Annotated in this window: 7 protein-coding genes; 3 read left to right on the forward strand and 4 right to left on the reverse strand. The window is 37.1% G+C overall.

All coding sequences use genetic code 11. From position 1 onward, the window contains the following. Positions 1-355 (forward strand): hypothetical protein (locus tag CP368_RS09080; RefSeq protein ID WP_233185870.1); only part of this gene is annotated, 355 nt, incomplete at its 5' end. A 166-nt stretch (positions 356-521) separates the two neighbouring features. Here CP368_RS09080 and CP368_RS09085 read toward each other — a convergent pair. Both CP368_RS09085 and nrdI read right to left on the reverse strand, forming a co-directional pair. Further along, entirely contained in the window at positions 522-1,457 is a 936-nt protein-coding gene (locus tag CP368_RS09085) for a ribonucleotide-diphosphate reductase subunit beta (RefSeq protein ID WP_098045998.1), read from the reverse strand. A gap of 2 nt (positions 1,458-1,459) precedes the next feature. Next, a complete protein-coding gene (nrdI, locus tag CP368_RS09090) occupies positions 1,460-1,906 on the reverse strand; it encodes a class Ib ribonucleoside-diphosphate reductase assembly flavoprotein NrdI (RefSeq protein ID WP_098037191.1) in 447 nt (148 codons plus the stop codon). 125 nt (positions 1,907-2,031) lie between these two features. On the opposite strand from nrdI, the gene CP368_RS09095 reads away from it, so the two are divergent. Continuing rightward, complete coding sequence (locus CP368_RS09095) at positions 2,032-2,655, forward strand: LVIS_2131 family protein (protein WP_098045999.1); 624 nt, start codon at positions 2,032-2,034, stop codon at positions 2,653-2,655. A gap of 40 nt (positions 2,656-2,695) precedes the next feature. On the opposite strand, the gene CP368_RS09100 is transcribed toward CP368_RS09095, so the two are convergent. Further along, the gene (locus CP368_RS09100; RefSeq protein ID WP_098046000.1) at positions 2,696-4,222 is read right to left on the reverse strand and encodes an O-antigen ligase family protein; all 1,527 of its coding nucleotides are present in this window, start codon (positions 4,220-4,222) and stop codon (positions 2,696-2,698) included. A 91-nt stretch (positions 4,223-4,313) separates the two neighbouring features. Next, entirely contained in the window at positions 4,314-4,613 is a 300-nt protein-coding gene (locus tag CP368_RS09105; RefSeq protein WP_087176915.1) for a DUF2187 family protein, read from the reverse strand. A gap of 94 nt (positions 4,614-4,707) precedes the next feature. On the opposite strand from CP368_RS09105, the gene CP368_RS09110 reads away from it, so the two are divergent. Then, positions 4,708-5,253: a guanylate kinase gene (locus tag CP368_RS09110; RefSeq protein ID WP_087176914.1), complete on the forward strand. Its 546-nt coding sequence runs from the start codon at positions 4,708-4,710 to the stop codon at positions 5,251-5,253. The last annotated feature ends 110 nt before the right edge of the window (positions 5,254-5,363 follow it).

The raw sequence follows: 5,363 nt of genomic DNA on the forward strand, positions 1-5,363 counted from the left end.
GTTAGACTCAAAGAAAATTGTTAAAGTTGTTTCAGTTGTAGTTGCTTCAATTAGTATGATGGGTGTCGGTGCTTCAGTTAGTGAAGCTGCTAGCTTCACTGCTCCAAAGTTAGGTATTTCAGAAGTTGCTCCTACTAACTCTTCAATCAAGAAAGGCGACAAGATCTTCGTTGTTGTAAAAGACACCAAGAATCAAAAAGTTAACGTTTTAAACGCTAACGGTAACAAGACTGCTAAGAAAGTTTCAATGGGTTCAACCTTCACTGCTAAAGCTGTTAAGAAAGCCAACGGCAAAAAGATCGTTAAGATTAACAAGAGCCAATGGTTGAACATTAAGGACGTTGTTAAGGACTAATTCTTTCAGATCAAAGCAAATAAATAATTTTTAACATGATGAATGCATATTTATATAGATAGACTTTAGATCAATCATTTTGCATATTTGCAGGTGATTGATCTTTTTTTGCCAAAAGAAAAGACCGAATCAATTTGATTCGATCTTTAGTACATCAAGGTTAATATTATTTGATTTCTTTAAATTTATTAAGCGAATGGTCATTGGTGTAGAAGAAGAAGTCTTCCAATACGGCACTCTTAATTACACCTTTTTCGATTGTCGCGTTAATAGTATCAGCTGTATCAGGATACTTACCTGAAAAGCCTAAGTTAAGATAAGCTTTATTGACGCTGTAGTAGAAGTAATGTTTGGCATCTTCTTCCCAACCAGTGCCTTTATATATTAAATGAATGTGCTTTTCTTCGTTAGATACTAACTCATCGTATAAGTTTTCGATCCATTCCTTTAATCTATCTTGTTCATTCTTGCCAAGCTTGCTATAGCCTAAGCGGAACTTATATCCAGGATAGATACCGCTGAATGAAGTACCACGTAAGGCTAACTTAACAATTTCAGCAGTTCTAACCATCTTGCCGGCACCGAACAAGTAGAGTGGGGCGAAAAAGCCAGAGTGATAAAGAGCAGTTTCCAAAATTACATCAGCTGCTTTTTTCTGCAAGGCATCCCCACTTTGATAGATTTTATTTAAAATATGGATCTTATTTTGCAAATAAGGATTATTGTTTGCCCAATTCAAAGTTTCTTCGACAGTCTTGTCATCAGATAACTCATGCAAAACATAACTGTAACCCTTATTGGCAATTGATTCCAAATATTGCAACGCGTTTAAAACGGCAGATTCTTCAGGCGTAATTGCGTCCGCCTTAATCTGTTCAATACCGTTACGCATTTGTAAGCCAGACGAGAAAGACAATGCTCCAAAAGCATGAAGCAAAGCTTCTTGAATTGGCTTATCTAATTTTATAAATTCTTTTTTATCTTCTCTAACCGGAACGTTGCGAGGTTCCCAAATAATATCGTTTAGTCTCGCCCAAGCAGATTTGTCGACACGATCCTCCATGTCATTCCAGTTAATTGCTTCGTAATATTTCTCAGTCATACTCAATCTCTAAAATCACTCAAAAAGCTAATATTTCCACGTAATTCTTTAGGTTTTTGGATTTTCTTGTTGCTTTCACCAGTAGAAAGATCATGAACAATCTTGCGAACGTTTTTGACATCTTCACTTGTGCCACTAAATTCCAATAAATAAAGAATCGGCACTTTTAGCGTAGCTGCGATCTTCTTCGCGGTTTGAGCAAAAAGGTCGTTGAAGTTACGATTACCACAACCGATAATTCCGATAATATTCTTTTTATTGTCTTTATACGTTAAAAAGTTAACGACTGAATCCATCATGAAATCCTGGTATGCAGGAACGATCAAAATGTACTTTTGACCCATATCAAATTTGGGTTTAGCATCGCTGATCTGATGGGCTTCTAATTGCGTTTTATCAATAAAACGTTTAGTTTGCCCAGTTATTGAATAAAATGCTATTGCTACCATATTTTTCCCTAATAAATCTAATGTACTCAATGCCTATCTTCTCACCTAAATCCCAAGTATTCAATAGTTAAGCTATTCAAATTTTGAAAAAATTCCCCTATAATGTAGAGCAAGGAGGAATCGTCATGTTTAGCTGGAATATTATTGGTATCTTAATCTGGGTTGCCATCATACTGTATTTAGTATTTATTATCCAAAATATTCGTCGTAGACGAATTAAGATGATTATTAAACAGCATAAGCACTTTAGCTGGCCTAACTTTATCTTGAATATAGTTGAGGTGGTCATTTTATTTGTAGCAGCTGGCTGGATGTTTAATCAAACATTTATGGATAATCCAGATTTGGAAGATGCAAGTCGAATTACTTCAAGCGTTAAATATGAACCGCTGATAATGAAGACAGGGGTTGGCAATTCAAGCTATGTCACGATCAATTCAGCTAAGAAGAGATACGGTTCTCAGTCATATACTTTTTATAAGGCAGGAAGCAAAATCACGGCGTCTAGTGATTATGCATCGATTGCGTATGGTGATACGGCATTAGATGTTAATGCAGAAAAGATTCCATACGTTAAAAAGACGCTTAAGAAAATGGATAAGAAATATCAACGTGCTTATGTAGCCATTTATACGGCGACATATAAGAAGAATTGGCAAAACGGTATTGGAATGCACGCAGGGCATTTGGCAACGCGTTATTACTTGATCCGGGTGCCAGATCAAAGCTTCATCAAGCAAGGAAAATAAGCAAAGAAAATCCCCATTCAAAGACGAATGAGGATTTTTTCTACGTAAAGTCAAGCGCAATAAGGTGTTTGGCTTTAATTTCAGCTAATAATCCACCTTCAACGAAGGCTAAGATGAAGCTGGCGGTTAAAAAGTCCATGACGTTGCCTGATGAAAATGCCGCAAACAGCATAAAAGCGATTGAAAGCAGCATGGAACTAATCAGGTAGGTGCGTTTTCTTCTATTCATTAGCCATTTAACAAAAGCGTACAGCATGATTGCTACGTACGGGCCAACAAATAGCAACATCCCGATCCAACCTAATGAATAGATCTGACTGGTGAAGTCTCGCTCTAGGTTAAAAATGTTGGTCTCACGGGTATATGAGATACCTAAGAACTTGTCCAACTTATTATTGTTAGTCTTAACTACTTGATCTAGCATAGCCCTTTCAACGTGACGGTTTTGCATCCGCGCAGTTCCCGGCTCGTTCATGATCTTAAGCCAAAATTCTGGATCATATTTGTAAGGGTAGCTCTTAGTGACAAACTTTTTGTTTAGGGCATAATCTTGATAATGCTCTTCGATAAATTCGATTAAAAATTGCTTCCGTTTTTCGCCGCTTGGATATTTTTTAAGACCAGCGGCTAATTCTTTCTTAGCAACAGTTAAGCTGTTATCAGATTGTTGCGCTAAAAACTTTTCATAATTGTAACGCTGGATTGCTGGACCGAAGGGGATAATCGCCATCGCACTAATTTCGATTATCAGCGCTACTAAAATTGCCTTGCCGTTCTTGATGACATCTTTGACAATGAACAAATGGAAAAAGTAGAGCAAAATACCGATGATAATGCCACCAATTAAGCCGATTAGCGCGACTTTAGTTCCAAGTTCGATCATTGCGAGGGCCTGCACGACATTTAAAGTAACGGTTTTCCAATTAAAATGACTGAACATGAAGTAGAGCATCAGGGGCACTAGCATGAATAGTACGGCCGAGACCATGTTGGCAAAGTTGAAGAAGCCTTTAGAAGCCATGTGGGAATAGCCGATGTTAGGATTGAAGAACCATTCAAAAATATTGGCACTGATCGGGCCGGTTTCGTAACTTCTAAGTGAAATCACGAAAAGGTTGCTGATCGCGATGGTGAATGAAAATAGTCCGCTGATTCCTTCAATTACATGTCTGAATTGATCGCGAGTGAAATCTAACGCGGTAGTAAAGAAAATCACCATCAGCGGCAAAAGCATTCTAATGAGATAGAAGATTTCACTGACAGTCGAATAGTTGTAATCATTTGGATTAATACTATTAAAATGTTTCACGTGTAACAAGTGTAGAGCCGAGTAAATTACTAGCAAGGCTAAATAAAACAGTAGCCATTTGTTTTTACCCAATTTTTGCCAATTCTGTTTTTGACTAAAGAACATGCAAAAGATAACAAAAACAGCCAAAATTCTAATGATTGTAGGCAAAGTAAACGGCAAGACGTCAGCCAATTTGCCATGATAAAACCAATAAAGGTCCAAAAACGGCTGAATAAGGATGAACCAGAATAAAACGGTTCGAGTTTTCTCTTTCATAAAAAATCTCCCTAAATAGATCGATATTGTATTAATTTTAGGCAAAAAAAGATCCTGCGTAAATATTACCCAGGATCTTTTTGAATTTTGTTTACTTTTTGCTGTCTTTGTTAGCCTTTTTAGTTTTAGCAATCTTTTCAACTTTAACTTCGTTAGTTGAAGCAGTCTTACTATTTTTAGCGGCACGAGCAGCCTTTAAGTTTTTGAAGTTGACCACAATCTTGTTGTTCAAGTCACTAATTGCAGTGGCATCAACTGGATCGTATGAAGTGATAGCTAAGAGAGCAGAATTTTCATAAATTTTTTCTACCTTACCTTGGAATGGCTTCTTAAGTTCTTCTTCTGACTTGGCACCAACGATTGCGCCAACTTTTACATCTGCTTTTTTCATGGAGTTATCTCCTCTCTTGATAAAAAATCTTGGTCTTTTGTAACATTGGAATGTTAATATAGATGAGCAACATTTTCAAGTGGGGGACTTTCTTTTGAAGAAAATAATTTTGATCGCGGGCCCGAGCGGCGCCGGAAAGACAACGATTTCTGATTATTTAAATGAAAAATATGGCATACCACGTGTTTTGACACACACGACGCGTCCAATGAGACCAGGGGAAAAGCAGAATGTCTCCTATCATTTTGAAACGGATGAAAGCTTCAAGACGTTGCACTTTTTTGAGCACGTCAGATATGGCTCTTATCAATATGGGTCAAGTCGTGAAGCCTTAAACCTTGCTTGGAAAAAGAGCGATCTCGTTTCTTTAATTGTCGATATTAAAGGTGTTTATACTTATTTGAAACAATTAGGCAATAAAGTTTATTTTCTTTATGTCACAACTTCGACTAAAGAAGAATTAAAAGAGCGGCTTTTAAAGCGAGGAGATGATCCCGAAAAGATCAAAGAACGACTCAGCGGCAGTGAATTAAATCTGTTGCCGGAAGACTTGAAAGATTACGCACACATATTAGTTAATGATAATCTATCAGAAACCAAGAGTAAGCTAGATTCAATCACAGCAAGGCTTGAAAAGTGATTTGAAAGCCCTTAATTTTACAAGATTTTTTTAATGAAAAACGCCCGAAAATCCCCGTATTTTAATGCGGGGATGGATAGGGCCAAGCTGACCTAGCAGTCAGCTTTTTT

The organism is Lactobacillus sp. UMNPBX17 (assembly GCF_002553735.1).
GTDB classification, from domain to species: domain Bacteria; phylum Bacillota; class Bacilli; order Lactobacillales; family Lactobacillaceae; genus Lactobacillus; species Lactobacillus gallinarum.